Source organism: Synechococcus sp. CBW1004 (assembly GCF_015840715.1).
Lineage (GTDB): Bacteria > Cyanobacteriota > Cyanobacteriia > PCC-6307 > Cyanobiaceae > Cyanobium.
Window position 1 is genome coordinate 2,118,333 of sequence record NZ_CP060397.1, and the last position, 17,817, is coordinate 2,136,149.

Below are 17,817 nucleotides of genomic sequence, written 5' to 3' on the forward strand. Positions count from 1 at the left end.
CACCAGAAAGTTAATCACGGCGCCTGCCCCTGGAGGACGCTTCCACCTCGCCGTTGCGCCCTCCATCCAGCCATTGCCGCGCCACCTGAAGCACCGGATCCGGCCCGGCGGCGGCCGCCAGTCGTCCGAAGGCCCGCTCGCGCGTGAGATGGGCGAGCAGAGCGCCCAGGGTTCGGCCCGCCGGGATCCCCAGACGTTCCTGCAGCTGCTGCCCGTCCAGAGGGGGGCGTGGGTGGAACAGCGGGTCGCCGCTGTCGCGCCAGCGCTGCAGGGCCTCCCTGGCTTCCCGCGGCCCCAGATGCAGCACCAGGGCCGGCAGGTCCTCCTCCAGCTCGCGTTGCAGGGCCAGGCGCTCCTCCTCGGGGAGGCCTGCCAGGGTCAGGTCACCGCCCTGGGGCCCGTCCGCCTCTCCCGGCCCTTCGGCATTCTCCAGCCGTTCCAGCCAGTGACGCAGCCGTCGGCTCCGTTGCTGCAGGCGGCGGCTGGCCCGCAGCCGCACCAGCGCTGCAGGGGGAAGTAGGGCCGCCAGGCGTGCCAGGGGCAGGGCCCAGGCCTGCTCCTCGGTCTCAAGGCCACAGCGTCCGGCGCGGTCGGGCGTCAACCGCTCCAGCCACCGCGCCTCCGGGGCCGGCGCCTGCCCGCCCGGGGCTTCGCCTTGCGGGTCCCGTGCCTCCTGCCAGCCCCGCAGCAGGCCGAGTCGCCGCACCTGGAGCAGGCCTTCGGCTCCGCCCGGGGCGGCGGCCAGGCGCTCCAGTTCGGCGAGCACCCGCTCTCCGGCCACCTCCCCCAGGCGCCGGTGATGGGTATGGATCCAGCGGAGGGTCTGGGCGTCGATGGTGAAGTCCAGCTCGCAGGCCAGCCGCACGCCGCGCAGCAGCCGCAGCGGATCCTCCAGCAGGTTCGTCTCGCCCAGCGCCCGCAGCCGCCGGGCGCGCAGATCCGCCAGGCCGCCGCCGGGATCGATCGGCCCCAGGTCGGAGGCGCCGCCCGATGACCTCAGCGTCGCGGCCGCGGCCTCCAGGCTCGCCGGCCCACCGTCTGCCGGTCCACCGTCTGCCGGTCCAGGCTTGGCTTTCGCACGCTGCGACGTGGCAGCCCGGTCGCAGGTCTCCGGGGCGCACAGGGCTGCCAGCGGCAGGGCGATGGCGTTGATGCTGTAATCACGGCGCGCCAGGTCCTGCTCAAGGCTGCTGCCCATCCGCCGGGCCAGGTCGAAGCTCCAGCCCTTGAGCACCAGGCGGGCGATCGAGCGCTCCGCGTCGAGCACGACGCAGCTGCCGCCGCAGCGCCGGGCGAGGCCGCGGGCCAGAGCGATGGCGTCTCCCTCCACCACCAGGTCCAGATCGGGGCGTTCCCCCAGGCGGCCCAGCAGGGCGTCGCGCACGGCACCGCCCACCAGCAGGGCATCGGCCGGCAGCAGGGCGGGATCGAGGGGCCAGCGCTGTGGCGCCAGGGCCCGGCGCAGCGCCTCGAGCTGGTCGCTGGCCCCGCAGGACAGAATGGGCGCCTGAGGCGATCCGGCCGGCATGTGCATCTGCGTCGATTGCCACTGGGTCGACCGCTGCCAGGCCTATCACGCGGTGGAGCGACAGCACGGCGTGGCCCATCTCAGCGATGCCCCGGATCGACGGCCGCGGGAGCCCCGGATCCACGTGCAGGTGCGTGATCTGCCGGGAGGCGGTGTCGGTGTGGAGTGGGATGTGCGCGCCTGCAGTGACTTCCAGCTGGAGGCCGGCCGCTGGCAGCGCCTGCGGCCCGATGCCCCCCTCCCGACATGAGTGGCCTCGACCCGGACGACATGAGCCGCGACAGCGGTGACGGTTGGCTGCTGGCCCTGCACAGCAGCGGCGAGGGCTTCGGCGTCGGTGTTCTGCCCTGGCCCCCGCCGCACGACCTTGCGGCTCGCGTGTCGGCCCATGCAGGCAGCCAGGCCCTGTCGGCAGCGGATCCGCTGCTGCGCCGGGCGCGGCTGCAGCACTTCGCCACCGGCCGCGACCTCTCCAACCGGCTCCTGTCCTGCCTGGAAGCGGTGTTGCCGGCGCCGGAGTGGCCGCGGCTGCGGCGGCTGGCGGTGGCCATCGGTCCGGGCGGGTTCACCAGCACACGGCTGACCGTTGTGCTCGCGCGCAGCCTCGCCCAGCAGGATGACCTGCCGCTCGACGGGATCAGCAGCTTTCTGCTGATCGCCCGTCGCCTCTGCCGCGGTGCCCAGCCGCCCAGCGCGCCCTTCTGGCTGGTGCAGGAGCTGCCGCGCCGTGGCCGGGTCGCCGGCCTGTACGGCCTGGATCCGGCGGCTCCGGGGGGCGTGGTCGAGCTGGAGGTGCCCCGGTTGCGCGGTGATGCGGAGGAGCTCATGGGTGCGGCGCGGCCGGCGGAGCCATGCCTGCCGGACGATGTGGCCGAACTTCTGTCGATCAGTGCCCTGAGGGCGCTCCAGGGCGCTCAGGCTCCCTGGCAGACGGTGGTGCCGATCTACCCCACCAGCCCCGTGCAGCAGGCCTGATGGGACAGGCTCCCGCCCCACGCTCCCGCTGCCGCCGTCGTCCCCGGCCCTCGCTTCCGGCCGTGTCGCCGCGATCCCCGGATCCCGCCGCCAGCCCTCCCGGCCGTGGATCGCGCTCCCGTCGGCGGCCTCCCCGTCCGGCGCGCACCCGCTGGCGCTGGCTTCCGCTGGCGTTCGCCTGCGGTGGCCTGCTGTGGCTGTCGCGGGGCTGGTGGCTGCCGGAGCCGCCACCACCTCAGATGATCCTGGTGCTGGGCGGCGATGCGGACCGCGAGAGGGAGGCAGCCCGGCTGGCCCGCGAGGATGGATTGCCGGTGGTGGTCAGTGGTGGCACCAATCCCGAGTACGCCCGCTGGCTGTTCGAGCAGCGCGAAGGGGTGCCGCCGTCGCGGCTGCGGCTCGACTACCGCGCCACCGACACCCTCACCAACTTCACCTCGCTGGCGGATGATCTGCGACGCGCCCGGATCCGCCATGCCCTGCTGGTGACCAGCAGCGACCACATGCAGCGGGCGATGCTCGTGGGTCGCATCGTGGCCGGCAGCCGCGGCATCCATCTGACACCGGTGGCGGTGCCCTGCGGGGATCGCTGCGAGCCGGAAGGCCGGCGGCTGGTGTGGGGTGACGGCCTGCGAGCGCTGATCTGGGTGGTCAGCGGTCGGGATGTTCGCCACTGGGCGGAAGAGCACCTCTCTCCCTGGCTGCACCGATTCGGCCTGGAGTGATCAGGCCCTGATCGAGCATCCGGTTGATCTGCTCCTGCACCACCCGGGTGGTGGCGTCCAGATCGGCGCGACGGCGTGAGGCCGGAGGCGGCACCGGTGTGCCGATGCGGATGTGCACCGGCACCAGCCGCGGCTGGCTCTGCCCCGGGCCCAGGGCCCGGTGGCTGTTGATGATCGCCACAGGCAGCAGCGGCACACCGGCCCGGGCCGCCAGCAGGGCGGCGCCGGGCTGGGGGTCGTTGACGCGGCCGTCGCTCTGGCGGGTGCCGTCGAGGAAGACGCCGGTGGCCCAGCCCTGCTGCAGTCGGTCGGTGGCCGTGCGGATCGCCTCGCGGTCGCTGGCGCCGCGGGCCACCGGATAGGCGCCGCAGGCGCGGATGATCGGCCCCAGCAGCGGTACCCGGAACAGCTCGGCCTTGGCCATGAAGGCCACCGGCCGGCCCAGGGCATGGCCGAGCAATGGCGGATCGAGGTGGGAGCCGTGGTTGGCCACCACCACCAGGGCACCCTCCTCGGGCACATTGGCATTGCCGGCGGTGCGACCGCGGAACAGCAGGCGGTACACCGGAAAGACCAGCAGATAGCTGATCAGCCGGTAGGTGAGGCTCGGCCTGGGCGTGCTCAGCAGTGCCGGCGGCTCGGCCGGTCTGCGGCGGCGCCGCAGAACCCGCTTGACCGCGGCCACGGGCCGGCTGCCGGGACGTCCCGGGCTCTGGCCTGCGGGATCGCTCACAGGCCCAGGTCCGCGGCGCAGCTGATCTGGGCGGTGGCCACCGAGGGGCAGGAGCGTTTGATCAGGCCGCTGAGCACCGCGCCCGGGCCGATCTCGACGGCGGTGTCGATGCCTGTCGCGACCAGCTGCTCCATGGTTTCGCGCCAGCGCACGCCGCTGGTCATCTGGGTGATCAGCCGCCGCTTGAGGGCCGCCCCATCCCGTTCGGGCGTGGGATCGGTGTTGCTCAGCACCGGGATCACGGCATCGGCGAAGGGAACCGGTTCCAGTTCGGCGGCGAAGGCGGCCGCGGCTTCGGCCATGAACGGGGAGTGGAAGGCGCCGCTCACCGCCAGAGGCACCGCCCGCTTGCGCTTCAGCTGACCGCACACCGTGGATACCGCCTCCGGGGTGCCGGAGAGCACCACCTGGGCGCTGCTGTTGTCGTTGGCGATCACCACACCTTCCGTGGCGGCCACCAGATCCTCCAGTCCGGCGCGGTCGAAGCCCATCACCGCTGTCATGGCACCGCCGCCGGCGGCGGCCATCAGCTCGCTGCGGCGGCGCATCAGCCCCAGGCCGGTGTCCACGTCGAAGACGCCGGCGGCATAGAGCGCGACCAGCTCGCCGAGGCTGTGGCCGGCCACCAGCTCGGCCTGGCGGCCCTGGTCCCGCAGCGCATCGATCAGCAGGCTCTCGACCACGAACAGGGCCGGCTGGGTGTTGCGGGTGTCGTTGAGATCGCTCAGGTCGCCGCCGGCCTCGCCGGCGCAGATGGCCAGCAGGTCGCGGCCGAGCAGTTCGGAGGCAGTGTTGAAGCGCTCGCGGGCGCCAGGCAGGTCAAGCACGCCCTCCGCCATGCCCACTTTCTGCGAACCCTGTCCGGGAAACACCCAGGCGATGGCCATGCTGGCGTCGTGCTTCAGATCGGCAGGAGATTAGGTGTCAGCTCGCCTGCGGCCCTCTCCAGCGCAGAAGGGCTCCGCCCCAGCTGAGGCCCGCGCCGAAACCGCTGCTGGCGATCAGGTGACCGCTCTGGATGCGGCCATCGCGCACGGCTTCATCGAGCATCAGCGGAATTGTGGCAGCCGAGGTGTTGCCGTAGTGGGCCAGGTTGCTGAGCACGCGCTCGTGGGGCACGGCGAAGCGGTCGGCGACGGCGTCGAGGATGCGCTGATTGGCCTGGTGGAGCAGCAGCCAGTCGAGGGCGGAGGCCTCCAGGCCGGTGCTCGCCAGCAGCTCGGCCAGCACCGCCGGCACCTCGCGCACGGCGAACTTGTAGACCTCCTGGCCGTTCATGTGGATCGTGGCGAAGCCGCCGATCTGGGCGCTGGTGTCTCCCACCAGGGGCCTGTGATGCTCGGTCTGGGCGAGGGTGAGGCAGGCGTTGCGGCTGCCGTCGGAGCGCATGCGGAAAGCCACCAGGCCGTCCTCATCGGCTTCGCAGGCCTCGAGGGCCACGGCACCGGCCCCGTCGCCGAACAGCACGCAGGTGCGGCGATCGTCCCAGTCGAGCCAGCGGCTGAGCTGATCGGCGCCGATCACCAGCACCTTCGTGAAGCTGCCATTGCGGAGGTACTGGGCAGCCGTGATCAGGGCGAACAGGAAGCCGCTGCAGGCGGCGGTCAGGTCGAAGGCCACGGCGCGGGAGGCGCCGATGGCGGCCTGCACCCGCGGTGCGGTGCCGAACAGGTCGTCGGGGCTCGAGGTGGCCAGAAGGATCAGATCCAGCTCCTGCGCCTCCCAGCCGGCATGGGCGAGGGCGGCGCGGGCGGCCTCAGCGGCCAGGGTCGTGATCGTCTCGCCAGGCCCGGCCACCCGCCGGGCACCGATGCCGGTGCGGCTGCGGATCCAGTCATCGCTGGTCTCGACCCGCGCGCTGAGGTCGCTGTTGCTGAGGCTGGTGGCGGGGACGGCGCTGCCGCAGCCCACGAGTGCCGCGCCGCGGAGATGTGACGCGCCGCGGTGGGCGGGAGTCGCCGCGCTGAGGGTGTTCGCTGACAAGCCTGCGTCAGCTCCCGGCCCGGGCGACTGCGCCATCCCATCTCCGTTGCGACCGTCAGTCAACCACAGGTGGATGCACCGGTGACGCCGGTCGTTCCCGCGGGAGCGCCGCTCGTTCCCTGCTCACCCAGGGCATGCAGGTCCTCCATGACGCCATGGCTGGCGGCGGAGTGGGCCAGCCGCAGGGCGCTGAGCACCGACAGGGCCTTGCTGCTGCCGTGGCCGATCACGCAGACGCCGTCGACGCCCAGCAGCAGCGCGCCGCCGTGCTCGGCGTGGTCAAGGCGTTTCTTGATGCGGCGCAGGTTGTTGATCAGGAAGGCCGAGCCCACCTTTCCGCGTCGGCCCCGCGGCAGTTCCACCTTGATCACGTCCAGGAGCACGCTGCCGACGCTCTCCAGGAACTTGAGCAGGACGTTGCCGGTGTAGCCGTCGCACACCACCACGTCGAAGTTGCCCGAGAGAATGTCGCGGCCCTCGCAGTTGCCGGCGAAGCGGAAGCGGCTCTCGCCGGCCAGAAGCGGGTAGGTGCGCAGACAGAGCTCGTTGCCCTTGCACTCCTCCTCGCCGATGTTCACCAGGCCGATGCGCGGGCGGGCCACCTGCAACACATCACGGCTGTAGATGTTGCCCAGCAGGGCCCATTGATGCAGCCATTCCGGCTTGCAGTCCATGTTGGCGCCCACATCGAGCACCAGCACCTGCTGGCTCGGATCGCGGGTGGGGAACAGGGCGCCGATCGCCGGCCGGTCGATGCCCTTGAGGCGCCCGAGTCGGAAGATCGCCGAGGCCATCACCGCCCCGGAGTTGCCGGCGGAGTAGACGGCGGTGGCCTTGCCGTCCTTGACCAGATCCATCGCCATGTTGATGCTGGCGTCGCGCTTGCGGCGCACGGCGGTGGCCTCGTCATCCATGCCCACCGAGGGACCGCTGGCCACCAGCTGGATCAGGCCGCGCGCCACGGCGTCGTCAAGGGCGTCCTGAAGCTCCATCGCCGCCACCGCCTCCTGCAGCGGTCCGGGCTCGGCCACGAAGCGCACCCGCAGCGGCAGGCGCTGCACGGCCTGCAGGCAACCCTCCAGGATCGGACCGGGGGCGTAGTCGCCGCCCATGCCGTCGACGGCCACCCAGACCCGCCGGCGATCATCGATCGGCCCATCGCCGCCGCCGCCACCAGCGCCGTGTTGCAGGCGCCTCAGTGGATCGAAGACCAGCGGCTGCAGCACCGAGCCCGCCATCGAGCTGGCGGCGCCGGCGACGCTGCCGGCGGCGTTGCCGGCGACCCCGGCCATCGAGCCCGCCACGCCGGCCACGGAACCCGCCACCGAGGCGGTGCGGTTGGCCGTCGCATTGGCGGTGTCCACCAGGGCGGAGGCGGTGTCCACCAGGGTGGTGACAGCCGGATTGCGTCGATACCAGATCACCAGGCGCCGGATCGCCCGGCTCGGTTTGGCGCGACCGGAGCGCCCGGGGGCGGGGCGGGGGTCGGCGCGGTCAGGCTCCTTCGGTGGCAACGGGGGCGGTGCGGGGTTCGGGGGAAGGGGTGTCGACGATCCGCTGGAACAGGTAGCCGGTTCCCCGGGCCGTGAGGATCAGTTCCGGGTTGGCCGGATCCTGCTCCAGTTTGGAACGCAGCCGGGAGATATGAACATCCACCACCCGTGTGTCGACATGCCGCTCTGGGGTATAGCCCCACACCTCGCGCAGGATCTCGCCGCGGCTGAACGGCTCGCCGGAGCGGCTCACCAGCAGCTCCAGCAGGCTGAATTCCATGCCCGTGAGGCGGATCCGTTCCTCCCCCTGGAACACCTGGCGCTTGTTGGTGTCGATGCGCAGGTCGCCGACCTGGATCACGCCGGTATTGGGGATGCCGCTGGCCGGCTCCTTGTCCACCCGCCTGAGCACACAGCGGATGCGGGCTTCCAGCTCCTTGGGGCTGAACGGCTTGACGACGTAGTCGTCAGCGCCCAGCTCCAGGCCGGTGATCCGGTCGGCGACATCCCCCAGGGCCGTGAGCATCACGATCGGCACATCCGATTCGCGCCTGAGCTCCTGGCAGACGCCGTAGCCGTCGAGCTTGGGCATCATCACGTCCAGCACCACAAGATCAGGGCTGGTGCGGCGGAAGGCCTCAATCGCCTCCTCGCCGTCGCAGGCGGTGATCACCTGGTAGCCGATCATCGAGAGCCGCGTTTCCAGGATTCTGCGGATGCTTGCCTCGTCATCGACGACGAGAATGGTCTCCTTGGCAGCTGGGGTCGCGGACATGCAGGGGTTGGAGCGCGAGGCGGCAGGCCCTGTCGGGGGCGAAGCGGAAGGGGCACGCCCGGATTCGGAGGGCTCAAGCGTTCCACTGAAAAGCCCTGCCGGGGAGTTCATTACGGAACGCCACCTTTCTTCATAAGTTCGTGCCCAAGGCCAGCGCCTCCTACGTCTGCCAGGCCTGCGGGGCCCGCACGCGCCAGTTCTTCGGTCGCTGCAGTGCCTGCGGTGCCTGGAACACGCTGGTGGAGCAGCGGGAGGCCCCGGTCGATGCCCGGCGGCGCCGGCCTGTCGCCGAGGAGACCGGGGCGACCACGGGACGGCCGCGGCGCTCCGAGCCGATCGAGACGGTGGGGGAGCGGCCGCTGCAGCGGCTGGCCAGCGGCTACGGCGAACTCGACCGGGTGCTGGGCGGGGGGCTGGTGCCGGGTTCGCTGGTGCTGGTGGGCGGCGACCCCGGCATCGGCAAGAGCACCCTGCTGCTGCAGTGCGCCCGGGCGATGGCGCTCAGCCGTTCGGTTCTGTATGTGAGTGCGGAGGAATCGGCCCAGCAGGTGAAGCTGCGCTGGCGGCGCCTGCACAGCGGCGATGCAGGCGATGGGGTGCCTGCGGGCCGCTCCGCCCGGGGCGGGGCCGCTGCCCCACAGGTCCGGCCGTCCGCCGGTGCGGCGGCTCCGCGGGTCTCCGCCTTCGGAGCCGCCGAGCCCGCCGCCCCGCGCCGTTCGGCCGGTGCGATCCCGGCGGGCGCTTCCGGAGGGCCGTTGCCACGCGATGCCGCCGGTGGGTCGCAGGGGCCGCCTCCCGGGGGCGTTGGATCTGCTACACCTGCGGCTGGGAGCGCCGTGCAACGCGGCTTGGCCGGCTCAGGCTCGGATGAGAGCCCCACCGGCGATCCGGAGGCCGCGCCCGGCGCGGCCCCATCCCCATCTCCATCCGCCTCGCTGCAGCTGCTCGCCGAGACCGATCTGGAGCTGGTGCTGCAGGAGCTGGAGGCGCTGCGGCCGGCGGTGGCGATCATCGACAGCATCCAGGCCCTGCACGACGCCGAGCTCGCCAGCGCCCCCGGCTCGGTGGCCCAGGTGCGCGAATGCGCCGCCGCCCTGGCCCGCATCGCCAAGCGACAGGACACCGCCCTGGTGCTGGTGGGCCATGTCACCAAGGAGGGGGCCCTCGCCGGCCCCAAGGTGCTGGAACACCTGGTGGATGCGGTGCTCACCTTCGAGGGCGACCGCTTCGCCAGTCACCGCCTGCTGCGGGCGGTCAAGAACCGCTTCGGCGCCACCCATGAGCTGGGGGTGTTCGAGATGCGCGATCGCGGCCTGCATGAGGTGGCCAACCCCAGCGAGCTGTTTCTCGGCGGCGGCGAGCCCAGCAGCGGCACCGCCACGATCGTCGCCTGCGAGGGCACCCGGCCGCTGCTGGTGGAGCTGCAGGCGCTGGTGAGCACCACCAGCTACGCCAGTCCCCGCCGCACCGCCACCGGTATCGCGGTCAATCGCCTGCACCAGATCCTGGCGGTGCTCGAGAAGCACCTGGGCCTGCCGCTGTCGCGCTTCGACTGCTACCTGGCTGTGGCCGGCGGCCTCGAGGTGGAGGAGCCGGCGGCCGACCTCGGCGTGGCCGCGGCGGTGGTGGCCAGCTACCGCGATCTCACCCTGCCGCCGGGCACGGCGCTGATCGGTGAGCTGGGCCTTGGCGGTCAGCTGCGGCCGGTGGGTCAGCTGGAGCTGCGGCTGCAGGAGGCGGCCCGCCTGGGGTTCACCCGGGCGGTGGTGCCCAGGGGCGGTGGGCTCGGCCCGATCGCCGCAGGGCTGGGGCTGGAACTCCGCGAAGCCGGCACGGTGGCCGAGGCGCTGGTGGCGGCCCTGGGGGTGAACCCGGCGGAGGACGCCTGATCAGAAGTACACGTCGACGCTGCTGCGTCCCGACGACTTGAGCCAGTTCTCGATGTCGAGGTAGCCGCCCGGGTAGAGCTTCACCGCCTTGCTCCAGCTCTCGGCGGCCATGTCGAGCCAGCGGTCGGCGCTGTCCTGGTCGCCCGATTCGGCGGCGATGCGGCCCCATTTCTCATAGATCAGCCCCATGTTCTTGAGGCAGGAGGGGGAGTTGGGGTTCTCCGCCAGCGACTGGCTGTAGTACTCGAGCGCCTTCTCCTCCTCGCCGGTGCTCATGAAGATGATCGCCATGTTCTTGAGGATCTCGCCCCGGTCGTTGGCGTTCTCCTCGAGCCTGAGTGCCTCCTCGTAGTTGTCGAGCGCCTCGGCGTAGTCGCCGTCGTTCTGGGCCGAGAGGCCGTCGCGGTAATAGACGTAGGCCTCCTTGGAGCGGGCGTCGATCGGCAGCAGCTTCACGATCAGATCCGCCATCACCGTGAAGCTCTTGTCGATGAAGTTGTCGTTGCGCTGCGAGCGGGGCACGGCGAAGGAGGCGGATCGTCGTCCCATCCTGCCGCCTGCGCGCATCCCGAGACCGCCCCAGGGAGCAGCGACCCGCTCTCCCTAGCCTGTGGCTCCCTCGCCCTCGGCCGTTGCCTCCCGGCACCCTCCGACTCTGGCCTCACCGTCCTGCCGGGTCCGTCGGCCCCGCGGGGGCTTCTGGTGGTGGTGGCCCGCTGGGGCCCGAACCTGCAGCAGCCGAGCCGGCGGAGGGGTCTGCCGACCAGGCCCCCTTCTCGCTGCTGCTGGAGGTGGAGGGGATGAAGTGCGGCGGCTGCGTGCGGGCCGTGGAGCAGCGCCTGATGCAGCAGCCGGGGGTGCGCCAGGCCAGCGTCAATCTGCTCACCCGCACCGCCTGGCTGGAACTGGAGCCCGGTCTGGGGCGGTTGGGCGAGCCCGGCGCGAGGCCGGATGCCGAAGCGGCGGCCCCCGAGTGGATGGCGGCGCTCCTCGCCAGCCTGGCCGAGCTGGGCTTCCAGGCCCGTCCGCGCCAGGAGAACGCCACCCCCCTCAGCCGGCGTGAGCGGCTGCGGCAGCGCGACTGGTGGCAGCAGTGGCGCACCCTCTTCGTGGCCCTCAGCCTGGTGCTGGTCTCGACCCTGGGCCATGCGGCAGAGAGCGGCGCCTTCCCCGACCGGCTGCCGTTCACGACCCTGTCCAGCCCCTGGCTGCACGGTCTTGTGGCCACCCTGGCCCTGGCCTTTCCAGGTCGCATGATCCTGCTGAACGGCTTCCGCGCCGCCCTGGCCGGCCTGCCCAGCATGGACACGCTCGTGGGGCTGGGCATGGCCAGCGCCTGGCTCGCGAGCGCGGTGGGTCTGCTGTGGCCCGCCAGCGGTTGGCCCTGCTTCTTCAATGAGCCGGTGATGCTGCTGGGCTTCGTGCTGGCCGGACGCTTCCTGGAGGAGCGAGCCCGCTGGCGCACTGGCCGGGCGATCGAGGAGCTGATCGAGCTGCAGCCCGATCAGGCCCTGCTGCTGGTGGACGACGGCCCGCCGCGGCAGGTGCGCGTTGGCGGTCTGCGGCCCGGCGATCGCATCCAGGTGCTGCCGGGAGATCGCGTCCCGGTCGACGGCGTGGTGGTTGCCGGCGAGTCGGCACTGGATCTCTCGGCGCTCACGGGCGAGGCGATGCCCGAGACGGCCGTGGCGGGTCAGGAGCTGTCCGCCGGCTGCCTCAACCTGACGGCGCCGCTGCAGCTGGAGGTGCGTCGCAGCGGCGCCGAAAGCGCCATCGCCCGCATCGTCCATCTGGTGGAGCAGGCCCAGGCCCGCAAGGCCCCGATCCAGGGCCTCGCCGACCGGGTGGCGGGTCGCTTCGCCCTGGCGGTGCTGCTGCTGGCTGGTGCCACCTTCCTGTTCTGGTGGCTGCTGGGCGCCAGGCTCTGGCCCCACGTGCTGATTGTTCCGGCCGGATCGTCCCTGGCCATGCATGGCGCCCACGGTCTGGCGCTGCATGGGGCCCATGGGGCGATGGCGGCGGGCACCACGATCACCCCCCTGGCCCTGGGTCTGCAGCTGGCGATCGCGGTGCTGGTCGTGGCCTGCCCCTGTGCCCTCGGCCTGGCGACCCCGACGGCGATCACCGTCGGATGCGGCCGCGCTGCGCGGGCCGGCCTGCTGTTCCGTGGCGGTGATGCGATCGAGATGGCCGCCTCACTGCGGGCGGTGCTGTTCGACAAGACCGGCACGCTCACCCTGGGGCGGCCGTTGGTGACCGCCGTGGAGCTGATCGCCATGGGGGCCGCGTCCCGGCTCGATGCCGGCGCCGCGGCGGCGGAGGTGGATCCCGAGGTGGGTCTGATCGTGCAGCTGGCCGCCAGCCTCGAGAATCAGAGCCGCCACCCCCTTGCCCATGCGCTGCTGCAGGAGGCCCAGCGCCGCGAGCTGGCGCTGCTGGCGGTGCAGGACGGGCGCAGCGTCGCCGGCGAGGGGGTGCAGGGGCGCCTCCAGGTGCCGCACCCGGGCCTGAATGCCCTGCTCGTCCGCGTCGGGAAGGACGCCGCTGTGGAGGACAGACCGCTGCTGCTGCTGGGCCGGCTGGGCTGGTTGATCGAACAGGGTGTCGTCGCCGGTGAGCAGCCTCTGGTGCGCCAGGCGGCCCTGGAATCCGAAGGCGCCACCGTCCTGGCCCTGGCGGCAGGTTCCTCCCTGCTGGCGCTGGTGACGGTCGAGGATCAACCTCGCCGGGACGCTGCCTCCACCCTGCGGGCCCTGCGTCAGCGGGGCCTGCGGTTGGCCCTCCTCAGCGGTGATCGGGCCGTGCCGGTCAGGCGGCTCGGTGAGCGTCTCGGATTTGAGCCGCAGGAACTGGCCTGGGAGCTGCGGCCCGAGCAGAAGCTGGAGCGGATCCTTGCGGCCCGCCTCAAGGGGCCTGTGGCGATGGTGGGCGATGGCATCAACGACGCCCCCGCCCTGGCGGCCGCCGACCTGGGAATCGCCATCGGCACCGGTACCCAGATCGCCCAGGAGAGCGCTGCTCTGGTGGTGATGGGGGAGCGACTCGAGGGGGTGCTGGAGGCCCTCCGGATCGCGGAGCGCACGATGGCCAAGGTGCGCCAGAACCTGGCGTGGGCCTTCGGCTACAACCTGATCGTCATCCCGATCGCCGCCGGCGCCCTGCTGCCGGCCTTCTCGCTGCGTCTCACGCCTCCCCTGGCGGCGCTGCTGATGGCCCTCAGTTCGATCACCGTCGTGGTCAATGCCCTGCTGCTTCCCGGTGGATCCCGCGCTCTCGGGAAGGAGCATGGTGCAGCCTGATCCCGCCCCCGGCACCGCGGCCGCAGACTCCGCTCCAGCCGCCTGGGCCCCCCCCACCGACGCCGGTCCCCGCCGCGGTCGCTTTCTGGTGCTGGAGGGCATCGACGGCTGCGGCAAGACCACCCAGCTCGAGGCCCTGGCCAGCTGGTTGCCGGCCAGCGGTCTGCTGCCGCCCGGAGCCCGGCTGATCCGCACCCGTGAGCCCGGCGCCACCCCGCTGGGGACGGCCCTGCGCCAGCTGCTGCTTCATGCGGACGATGCGCAGGCTCCCTGTCCCACCGCCGAGTTGCTGCTGTACGCCGCCGACCGAGCCCAGCATGTGCAGACGGTGATCCTGCCGGCTCTGGCGGCCGGGCACTGGGTGCTCAGCGATCGCTTCGTGGGCTCCACGGCCGCCTATCAGGGCCATGGCCGCGGCCTCGATGCCGCCCTGATCGCCCAGCTCGAGGCGATCGCCACCGCCGGCCTGCAGCCCGATCTCACCCTCTGGCTGGATCTGCCGCTGGAGCTGTCCCTGGAGCGGCGCAGCCAGCGGCCGGCGGACCGGATCGAGGCGGCGGGCACGACCTTCCTGGCCCGGGTGTCGGCTGGCTTCGCGATCGAAGCGCAGCACCGGGGCTGGACGCGCATCGCCGCTGAGGCGCCGGCCGGGCAGGTCACCGCTGCCTGCATCCAGGCGTTGGCGCAGCTCCTGGCGCCCCAGCCCGGGCCGGCAGGCTGAATGGTCATGGACGAGCTGTTCGCCGATCTGCGGGGACAACCCCGGGCCGTGGCGTTGCTGACGGCAGCCCTCGAGCAGCGGCGCCTCGCCCCCGCCTATCTGTTCGCCGGGCCGGACGGGGTGGGCCAGCGGCGCGCGGCCCTGCGTTTTCTGGAGGGGGTGATCCGTCTGGCGCCGCAGGCCGGCCAGGCGGAGGCGCCCCGGTCGCCGGTGGGCCTGCGACGCCGTCTCGAGCAGGGCAACCATCCCGACCTGCTGTGGGTGGAGCCCACCTATCAGCACCAGGGCCGGCTGGTGCGGGCCTCCGAGGCGGAGACGGAGGGGGTGAGCCGGCGTGCGGCGCCCCAGATCCGGCTGGAGCAGGTGCGTGAGCTGGCCCGCTTCCTCGCCCGCCATCCTGTGGAGGCGCCAGGGCCGCTGGTGGTGCTCGAGAGCGTCGAGGCGATGGCGGAAGGGGCCGCCAATGCCCTGCTCAAGACCCTCGAGGAACCGGGTGAGGGGCTGCTGCTGCTGATCAGCGCCGCACCCGAGCAGCTGCTCAGCACGATCCGCTCGCGCTGCCAGCAGATCCCCTTCGTGCGGCTCGCCCCGGACCAGGTCCAGGCCGTGCTGCAAGGCCTGCCCGAGGCGGGGGACCTGGCCCAGACGGATCCTGGCGATCCCCCTGAGCTGCTGGAGCTGGCCGCCGGTTCACCGGGCGCCCTGCTGGAGCAGCGGCGCCGCTGGCGTGAGCTGCCCGAGGGGCTGGCCGCTCGGTTGCTGGAGCTGCGCGCCGATCCGATGGAGGCGCTGGCCCTGGCCCGCGATCTGTGCGAGGTGCTCGATGGAGAGCAGCAGCAGTGGCTGCTCGACTGGTGGCAGCTGGCCCTGTGGCGACGGCGCGGGCCGTCGGTCGAAGTGCGCCGTCTGGAGCGGCTGCGGGCCCAGCTGCGCGCCCATGTGTCGCCGCGACTGGCCTGGGAGGTGGCGCTGCTGCAGTTGGGCGGGTGTCTGGGCTGAGCAGGGCCGGGCCGGGAGGGTGGCGGTTTCCTATGGGGTGTGGGCAGGGGTGGCCCTGGCCTCAGGCGACGGCGCTGCCTTTGGCGGCGCTTTTCTGGCGAGCGGCTTCGCGGGCCTCGCGGATCACCGGCTCGAGGCTGGAGAGCTGGTCGCCGTTCGGCAGCTCCAGGCAGTAGCCGGCGCCATAGACGGTCTTGATGAAGCGCGGCTTGCGCGGATCGGGTTCGAGCTTGGTGCGCAGGTGTCGCACGTGCACGCGGATGGTCTCGATGTCGTCGTCGGGTTCGTAGCCCCACACCTCCTTGAGGATCAGCGACGGGGCCACCGTCTGGCCGTGGCGCTGCAGCAGACAGTGGAGCAGTTCGAATTCCAGATGGGTGAGGCGCACGGGCTGGTCGAACCAGATGGCCTCGAACCGCTCCGGCACCATCGTCAGACAGCCGTAGCTGAGGATCTCGTTGTGCTTGCTGGAGAGCGGGGCCCGCTCACTGCGACGCAGCAGGGCCTTCACCCGCACCATCAGCTCCTCGAGATCGAAGGGCTTGGCCAGGTAGTCGTCGGCCCCCGAATTGAAGCCGCTCACCTTGTCCTTGGTGCTGCCCAGGGCGGTGAGCATCAGGATCGGGATCTTGGCGGTGCGCTCATCCCGCCGCAGGCGCTGACACAGGGTAAGGCCGTCCACCTTGGGCAGCATCAGATCGAGCAGGATCACGTCCGGGCTGTACTGCAGCGCCAGGGCCTGGCCCTTGATGCCGTCATCGGCCCGCTGCACATCGAAGCCGCCATGTTCGAGGTGGCCGGCCACCAGCTCACGCATGTCCGCGTCGTCCTCGATCAGCAGGATGCAGTGCTTCATGGAGTGGAGAAGAAGGCCGTTGCAGAGGGCGGCGGGGGCTCCCCCGACCGGTTCGCGTCTGCGGGCGGCAACCGAACTGCGTTGCATTGTCTTCGCTTTTGGCGCCCTTCGGAACGCCCCGGGATCCTCAGGGCCGCTCCGTCGACTTCTCGACGGCCCGGTGAGACCTCCGACGCTCGGGCTGGAATCGCTGCAATCCAGCTGGGAACTGGGATCTGCCGGCGCAGCCGGGCCCAGCCGATGCCGCAATCTTTCGATTTTCTTTCGCTGCAATTCCTTGCAAAACCCGGCCACCGAGCGGAACACTCCGGTCCGTCGCGGCTATCGGGGCGCTCCTGCCTGTTGCAGTGGCAAGCCCTGAGTCCGCCCCCCGGACTGACGCGGCAAGCGCCCCCGGGATGAAAGTGGCGGCCTGGAGCCAGTCAGACGACTGGGACATGCAGATATGAGGAACTCCACCCTGTCTTGCCTGCAACAAGACAAGAATCAGACTTGGGGCATTGAAGTGAAACTCCCCGGGCGGGATTCGAACCTGCGACCAATCGGTTAACAGCCGACCGCTCTACCGCTGAGCTACCGAGGAATGCACCGGCCATCGCCGGGACTTGGAGAACCTACCCCCGAGCCCTGCCGATGGGCAAGAGGGGACAGCGCCGGAATGGCCTGCCTCCGGATCGGCTCGGTCGCTCCCGCTCTCGGCACCGGGAAGCAGCGGGCGCGATTCGATGCGGGAGCTGATCTGATGGGCCTCGGCAGCGCTCTCAGGCGCGGCTCAGGGACCGGCGCAACGCCGCGCCGCTCTGCCAGGGGCCGATCCGTCCCGCCTCCATGCGGGCCGCCCCGTCACACAGCTCCAGCTCCTCAAGGCGGTGGGTGATCCACAGGGCGCTGAGCTGGCCCGGCTCCGGGCCGCAGAGGCGGCGGATCAGCTCCAGAACCTCCTGCTGGCTGTCGGGATCCAGCAGGGCGGTGGGTTCATCGAGCAGCAGCAGATCGGCGCCGCTGGCCAGGGCGCCGGCGATTGCCAGGCGCTGCTTCTGGCCGCCACTGAGCGTGTGGATCGGGCGTTGCAGCAGGCCCGCCAGCCCCACCTCGGCCAGGCAGCGTTCCAGCCGGCGCCGACGTTGAGGCCGCGGCAGTCCCCCTGCCTCCGGCAGCCCTGCCAGGCTGAGCAGCAGGTCACTGCTGCAGCTGGGCAGCAGCAGCTGGTGATCGGGGTTCTGGAACACCAGTGCGGCGCGGCCGCGATGCTCGATCGTGCCTGCGGCGGGTGTCAGCAGGCCAGCGATCAGGCGCAGCAGGGTGCTCTTGCCGCTGCCGTTGCTGCCCACCAGCATCCACAGCCCCGGGGCGGGCAGACAGAGATCACAGTCCTGCAGAGCCGGAGCCCCTGTGCCCCAGCCGAACCGCAGCCCCTGGATCCGAAGCGGCGGCGCGGCCGCGGCCGCATCGGCGGAAGCGGTGACGGTCAAGGTGTCCGTGTCGGAGATCAGGAGACGACGGCGAAGCCAGGCCGGCGGGCACCGGTGCCGGTGGCGGATTTCTCGTAGATCTGCACCGCCACGATCTCGCTGCTCAGCAGGCTGACGCGCTTGTGCTCCTCCTTCTCGCAGGTCAGCTCCAGCACGCGCGGCTGACCCTGCTCGAGCGCCTGCCGCACCTCGCCGTAGAGGGCCTGGGCGGCCTCGAGTTCGCGGCGCTGCACCGCGACCGGCATCGGGCTGAGGCGGAGGGAGAGCTCGATCACGTACATGGGCTGGGGGATGGCGGGCAGACCCTCACTCTGGCGAATCGCCGCGCGGTGGGGCGAACGCTCTGGGTACTTCTGCTCATTCGCCTGG

General features: G+C 71.8%; 17 protein-coding genes and 1 tRNA gene. 7 read left to right on the top strand and 11 right to left on the bottom strand.

Going from position 1 to position 17,817, the window contains the following annotated elements:
* Positions 1 to 10: 10 nt before the first annotated feature.
* Entirely contained in the window at positions 11 to 1,528 is a 1,518-nt protein-coding gene (locus H8F25_RS10130) for a CCA tRNA nucleotidyltransferase (RefSeq protein WP_197210313.1), read from the bottom strand.
* Between H8F25_RS10130 and H8F25_RS10135 the strand changes: the two genes are divergently transcribed.
* The 3 genes from H8F25_RS10135 to H8F25_RS10145 all read left to right on the top strand — a co-directional run bounded on the left by H8F25_RS10135 (position 1,527) and on the right by H8F25_RS10145 (position 3,228).
* Entirely contained in the window at positions 1,527 to 1,778 is a 252-nt protein-coding gene (locus H8F25_RS10135; RefSeq protein ID WP_197210314.1) for a Ycf34 family protein, read from the top strand. The two genes, H8F25_RS10130 and H8F25_RS10135, sit on opposite strands and share 2 nt — an antisense overlap.
* Positions 1,775 to 2,503 (top strand): tRNA (adenosine(37)-N6)-threonylcarbamoyltransferase complex dimerization subunit type 1 TsaB, encoded by a 729-nt coding sequence (locus tag H8F25_RS10140; RefSeq protein ID WP_197210315.1) that lies wholly within the window; start codon positions 1,775 to 1,777, stop codon positions 2,501 to 2,503. The genes H8F25_RS10135 and H8F25_RS10140 overlap by 4 nt, the downstream gene beginning before the upstream one ends.
* A gap of 62 nt (positions 2,504 to 2,565) precedes the next feature.
* Entirely contained in the window at positions 2,566 to 3,228 is a 663-nt protein-coding gene (locus H8F25_RS10145; protein WP_370525718.1) for a YdcF family protein, read from the top strand.
* Here the strand turns inward: H8F25_RS10145 and H8F25_RS10150 are convergent.
* Genes H8F25_RS10150 through rpaB form a run of 5 tightly spaced genes read right to left on the bottom strand, consistent with a single transcriptional unit; the run spans position 3,155 to position 8,212 of the window.
* Positions 3,155 to 3,913 carry a 1-acyl-sn-glycerol-3-phosphate acyltransferase gene (locus tag H8F25_RS10150; RefSeq protein WP_197213713.1) on the bottom strand — a complete coding sequence of 253 codons (759 nt, stop codon included), beginning with the start codon at positions 3,911 to 3,913 and terminating at the stop codon, positions 3,155 to 3,157. The genes H8F25_RS10145 and H8F25_RS10150 overlap by 74 nt on opposite strands.
* 44 nt (positions 3,914 to 3,957) lie before the next feature.
* Positions 3,958 to 4,848, bottom strand: a complete 891-nt coding sequence (gene fabD / locus H8F25_RS10155; RefSeq protein WP_197210317.1) for an ACP S-malonyltransferase — start codon at positions 4,846 to 4,848, stop codon at positions 3,958 to 3,960.
* A 37-nt stretch (positions 4,849 to 4,885) separates the two neighbouring features.
* Positions 4,886 to 5,944 (bottom strand): beta-ketoacyl-ACP synthase III, encoded by a 1,059-nt coding sequence (locus H8F25_RS10160; protein ID WP_231596754.1) that lies wholly within the window; start codon positions 5,942 to 5,944, stop codon positions 4,886 to 4,888.
* Positions 5,945 to 6,003: 59 nt separating this feature from the next.
* Entirely contained in the window at positions 6,004 to 7,458 is a 1,455-nt protein-coding gene (plsX, locus tag H8F25_RS10165) for a phosphate acyltransferase PlsX (protein ID WP_197210319.1), read from the bottom strand.
* Positions 7,439 to 8,212 carry a response regulator transcription factor RpaB gene (rpaB, locus tag H8F25_RS10170; protein WP_197210320.1) on the bottom strand — a complete coding sequence of 258 codons (774 nt, stop codon included), beginning with the start codon at positions 8,210 to 8,212 and terminating at the stop codon, positions 7,439 to 7,441. Before rpaB ends, plsX begins: the two co-directional genes overlap by 20 nt.
* Positions 8,213 to 8,352: 140 nt before the next feature.
* On the opposite strand from rpaB, the gene radA reads away from it, so the two are divergent.
* On the top strand, positions 8,353 to 10,101 hold the full coding sequence (radA, locus tag H8F25_RS10175; RefSeq protein WP_197210321.1) for a DNA repair protein RadA: 1,749 nt from the start codon (positions 8,353 to 8,355) through the stop codon (positions 10,099 to 10,101).
* On the opposite strand, the gene H8F25_RS10180 is transcribed toward radA, so the two are convergent.
* The gene (locus tag H8F25_RS10180) at positions 10,102 to 10,650 is read right to left on the bottom strand and encodes a photosystem I assembly protein Ycf3 (RefSeq protein ID WP_370525719.1); all 549 of its coding nucleotides are present in this window, start codon (positions 10,648 to 10,650) and stop codon (positions 10,102 to 10,104) included. It abuts the gene before it with no gap.
* A gap of 251 nt (positions 10,651 to 10,901) precedes the next feature.
* Between H8F25_RS10180 and H8F25_RS10185 the strand changes: the two genes are divergently transcribed.
* Genes H8F25_RS10185 through H8F25_RS10195 form a run of 3 tightly spaced genes read left to right on the top strand, consistent with a single transcriptional unit; the run spans position 10,902 to position 15,120 of the window.
* A complete protein-coding gene (locus H8F25_RS10185; RefSeq protein ID WP_197213715.1) occupies positions 10,902 to 13,400 on the top strand; it encodes a cation-translocating P-type ATPase in 2,499 nt (832 codons plus the stop codon).
* The gene (gene tmk / locus H8F25_RS10190; protein WP_197210322.1) at positions 13,387 to 14,121 is read left to right on the top strand and encodes a dTMP kinase; all 735 of its coding nucleotides are present in this window, start codon (positions 13,387 to 13,389) and stop codon (positions 14,119 to 14,121) included. The genes H8F25_RS10185 and tmk overlap by 14 nt, the downstream gene beginning before the upstream one ends.
* Before the next feature lie 6 nt (positions 14,122 to 14,127).
* Complete coding sequence (locus H8F25_RS10195; RefSeq protein WP_197210323.1) at positions 14,128 to 15,120, top strand: DNA polymerase III subunit delta'; 993 nt, start codon at positions 14,128 to 14,130, stop codon at positions 15,118 to 15,120.
* A 61-nt stretch (positions 15,121 to 15,181) separates the two neighbouring features.
* Here H8F25_RS10195 and H8F25_RS10200 read toward each other — a convergent pair whose 3' ends face one another.
* The 4 genes from H8F25_RS10200 to H8F25_RS10215 all read right to left on the bottom strand — a co-directional run bounded on the left by H8F25_RS10200 (position 15,182) and on the right by H8F25_RS10215 (position 17,729).
* Positions 15,182 to 15,976: a response regulator transcription factor gene (locus H8F25_RS10200; RefSeq protein WP_197210324.1), complete on the bottom strand. Its 795-nt coding sequence runs from the start codon at positions 15,974 to 15,976 to the stop codon at positions 15,182 to 15,184.
* A 511-nt stretch (positions 15,977 to 16,487) separates the two neighbouring features.
* Positions 16,488 to 16,559, bottom strand: a tRNA-Asn gene (locus H8F25_RS10205).
* Positions 16,560 to 16,737: 178 nt separating this feature from the next.
* Positions 16,738 to 17,448, bottom strand: coding sequence for an ABC transporter ATP-binding protein (locus tag H8F25_RS10210; protein ID WP_197210325.1), 711 nt, complete (start codon positions 17,446 to 17,448; stop codon positions 16,738 to 16,740).
* 17 nt (positions 17,449 to 17,465) lie between these two features.
* Positions 17,466 to 17,729 (bottom strand): hypothetical protein, encoded by a 264-nt coding sequence (locus H8F25_RS10215; RefSeq protein ID WP_197210326.1) that lies wholly within the window; start codon positions 17,727 to 17,729, stop codon positions 17,466 to 17,468.
* Between the last annotated feature and the right edge of the window lie 88 nt (positions 17,730 to 17,817).

Coding starts and splice junctions, on each gene's coding strand:
- H8F25_RS10195 (WP_197210323.1), top strand. CDS start 14,128: ATGGACGAGCTGTTCGCCGATCTGCGGGGACAACCCCGGGCCGTGGCG.
- H8F25_RS10180 (WP_370525719.1), bottom strand. CDS start 10,650: ATGGGACGACGATCCGCCTCCTTCGCCGTGCCCCGCTCGCAGCGCAAC.
- H8F25_RS10185 (WP_197213715.1), top strand. CDS start 10,902: ATGAAGTGCGGCGGCTGCGTGCGGGCCGTGGAGCAGCGCCTGATGCAG.
- H8F25_RS10200 (WP_197210324.1), bottom strand. CDS start 15,976: ATGAAGCACTGCATCCTGCTGATCGAGGACGACGCGGACATGCGTGAG.
- fabD (WP_197210317.1), bottom strand. CDS start 4,848: ATGGCCATCGCCTGGGTGTTTCCCGGACAGGGTTCGCAGAAAGTGGGC.
- rpaB (WP_197210320.1), bottom strand. CDS start 8,212: ATGTCCGCGACCCCAGCTGCCAAGGAGACCATTCTCGTCGTCGATGAC.
- H8F25_RS10140 (WP_197210315.1), top strand. CDS start 1,775: ATGAGTGGCCTCGACCCGGACGACATGAGCCGCGACAGCGGTGACGGT.
- H8F25_RS10135 (WP_197210314.1), top strand. CDS start 1,527: ATGTGCATCTGCGTCGATTGCCACTGGGTCGACCGCTGCCAGGCCTAT.
- H8F25_RS10130 (WP_197210313.1), bottom strand. CDS start 1,528: ATGCCGGCCGGATCGCCTCAGGCGCCCATTCTGTCCTGCGGGGCCAGC.
- tmk (WP_197210322.1), top strand. CDS start 13,387: ATGGTGCAGCCTGATCCCGCCCCCGGCACCGCGGCCGCAGACTCCGCT.
- H8F25_RS10215 (WP_197210326.1), bottom strand. CDS start 17,729: ATGTACGTGATCGAGCTCTCCCTCCGCCTCAGCCCGATGCCGGTCGCG.